The sequence below is a fragment of the Holospora elegans E1 genome, from assembly GCF_000648275.1.
Lineage (GTDB): Bacteria > Pseudomonadota > Alphaproteobacteria > Holosporales > Holosporaceae > Holospora > Holospora undulata_A.
The window spans coordinates 1-2,690 of the sequence record NZ_BAUP01000112.1; the positions used below are offsets into that span (position 1 = coordinate 1).

Below are 2,690 nucleotides of genomic sequence, written 5' to 3' on the forward strand. Positions count from 1 at the left end.
AAGCGTTGGAGTCGAAAGAACATTTGCATGGCTGAAATTGCCATAGCGACTGCTGGAAACATGAGTATGATAGCCCATTCCATGATCCTATTAAGAAGGTTAGCTAAATCATAAATACAGGTTCCTAATATTTTGAAAATATTTCGGTAAATAAACATAATTTGTGACTAGACTTTTCCAGAGCTTCTTTTATCTTTTTCCTCTTATGAAGTTATGTACAACGAGAATAACAATTACGCTAGAATGTTTGTCAAAAATTCCGTAAAAGTTCTACGGCTGCAATCAGCTGGTGAGAGTTTTATCATAATAATTCTATTTCACGTAAACTCAGGTGTGCCCGAAAAAGACAAGCTGAAACCCCTTGCTTTATAATCAAGCGGCCTTCCAATGAACCGAAGTGCTCAGCGTTTTGGTGTCAGCGCGAGCGCTGTTTTGAAGGGGATGGGCACCTTAGGATCAAGGCTATGCGCCAAAATTGAGCTATCTCCAAAAGACAATGGTATTGTCAAGGAAGTCGATGAATTTTGGAATCATTTAAAAAAAGAAGAAAAAAATTTGGATTTCTAAAGTCTATGATCGCGCTGGAAAAGGGCTCTTCTATTGGGAATTTGGTGATCACTCTAGTCAAACATTCAAACGACTTTTTGAGCGATTAAAAAAATGGAAAATTTTATTTTATTGCGCAGATCATTGGGCAGGTTTTAATAAAATTATTCCAAGCTCTCGCCTCTTTCAGGGAAAAGATAAAACGTTTTCCATTAAACAAAACAACGGTCAACACCGCCATTGGTTTGCAAGATTTCGTCGCCCCCCCCTTGCAAACACACGATCACTTGAAATGCTAGAGGTGGCACTGCTTATTTTTGCAGCACTTCACGTTAATAAAACTTTGAAAATTCATCATGCTATCTTTGGTTAAAAATCTCAATTTTTTTCTCCTATTTCTGTAGCGATGCATTTAAATCGTTTAAGCACTCTAATAACATTTTCATTCACTACTCTTTCACTTGAAAGTTTTTTATTATCTTTTTTTCTTTTGTAATTCAAAGTTACGATGAATCTTTTGTATCCCCAGTGTCAGTAATTCATTCCTATTTCTTGATGAATCTTTGTTGTGCATTCTTTAAATCCTATAAAATCGTGACGCTTTCCCCTTGAAAATGCTGTACTTAACACCTTGCCTTGTGTTTTTATAGAAAGCCGCTTCTTTTTTTTGAGTAAAACAACTTTTTTTATTATTACTATTCTTGATCTTTTTTTTATTTGCTGCTATTTTTTTGCCTTGAAAAAATCTGCTCAAGAATTTGGAGTACAATCAGCTACTGGTTAAAAAGATTAGGCTATAGCCAAAAAAAACTTTTTGTACGCGAAAGCAAGAAAAGAAAAGCGAATTCAGTACCAAGGATATATCAAATATATAGCGTATCCAAATATTGTATATATTGATGAAAGCGGCATTGATATGGGTATGTGAAAAGACAGAAGGATGGGGCAGAAACAGTGAAAAGTTGGTTGGCAAAAAGAGTGGGAAATATGATCAAAGAACAAATAGTATTTCCGGTTTAGTTGATAAAAAGCCCATAGCACCAATGGGTTTTAAGGGATCTTGCGACACAGTAGTATTCCAAGCTTGGGTAGATTTCTGATCAAGGAAGTAAAGCCTGGTCAAGGTGTTATTATGCCTCTTTTCATAAATCCAAGAGAAGTAGAGAATTAATAGAATTTGTAAAATGCAGTACAATTTTTCTACTTCCTTACTCTCCTGATTTGAATCTAATACAGAAATTCTGGGCTAATATGAAAAGATGAGACAATATAACTAAATTTCAACGCTCTATTTGACGCTATTTCGTGCTTCTTTAAAATACCTAATTCAACATAAATCGCTATAGTGCTGGGATTTGGTATTATTCTTGCAAAACAAGAGAATGCAGCAAAAGAAAATCGCCTATTAGTCTTTCTTATCGCTATCGCATAGAGATCTCGTGAAGAGATTCTCATCCTTTGGCAATTTCAAAGCCATACACTTCGTTGAAGTTAAAAGGTATGGGAGAAAAGCGTTTTTGAAAACTTAGCCAGTGATGCTGACAAAAAGCACACGATGAACGATCGTGCATGCCCATCAACACGGTGCTGGCAAATACGGTAACCGGGCCGTTGGACTACCAAGATCCATACACTCTGTGATGTTCAAGACTATCCAATCGGTCTTCCTTGACAAAAAGTCAAGACCATAATCTGGAGAGAGCAATGGATCTCCTTGTGAAGATTGATTTGGGACTTGCAGATGAACGTATGCAGAAAAAACTTAAAGAAAAAGAGGAAAAGGCTGTTATTCCTTCTAAAAAACCCGTTTAAATTCCTCATATTATGAAATATTCTTTATAAATTCAGCCATTTAAATTTTTTTTTGCTAAACTTAAAGAAATACCGCACCATGATAAAACGTCTGTAAATTTTCTAGGCACCATTCACTTGGATTAATTGCAAACACGGCCTAGTGTTGTCTTAAAATTCTTTGTTTTTCTCTTGACCATTCTCTCTCTTTTATTGCTTGGCGTTTATCTGCCTTTTCTTTTCCTGTTGCAATCCCCAGTTGCACTTTAATCAGTCCTGAAGCGTTACTGTATACAGAAAGTGGGACAATAGTCATTCTTTTTTTGTCATTTGTCCACGCATTCGTTGAATTT

Annotated in this window: 4 protein-coding genes; 3 read left to right on the forward strand and 1 reads right to left on the reverse strand. The window is 35.8% G+C overall.

Annotated features, from left to right (window positions below):
• Nucleotides 1-387 precede the first annotated feature (387 nt).
• From HE1_RS04560 to HE1_RS10415, 3 genes are all read left to right on the forward strand, one after another.
• Nucleotides 388-567 (forward strand): hypothetical protein, encoded by a 180-nt coding sequence (locus HE1_RS04560; RefSeq protein ID WP_035545219.1) that lies wholly within the window; start codon nt 388-390, stop codon nt 565-567.
• A complete protein-coding gene (locus HE1_RS07415) occupies nt 560-919 on the forward strand; it encodes an IS1 family transposase (RefSeq protein ID WP_242837206.1) in 360 nt (119 codons plus the stop codon). Before HE1_RS04560 ends, HE1_RS07415 begins: the two co-directional genes overlap by 8 nt.
• Nucleotides 920-1,638: 719 nt before the next feature.
• Nucleotides 1,639-1,809, forward strand: a complete 171-nt coding sequence (locus HE1_RS10415) for a transposase (RefSeq protein ID WP_084491069.1) — start codon at nt 1,639-1,641, stop codon at nt 1,807-1,809.
• A gap of 688 nt (nt 1,810-2,497) precedes the next feature.
• On the opposite strand, the gene HE1_RS08275 is transcribed toward HE1_RS10415, so the two are convergent.
• Nucleotides 2,498-2,690: SsrA-binding protein (locus tag HE1_RS08275; protein WP_035545223.1), on the reverse strand; the 193-nt coding region annotated here is incomplete at its 5' end.

Bases quoted from the DNA above. Each gene is read 5' to 3' on its own strand.
- HE1_RS04560 (WP_035545219.1), top strand. From the start codon at position 388: ATGAACCGAAGTGCTCAGCGTTTTGGTGTCAGCGCGAGCGCTGTTTTG.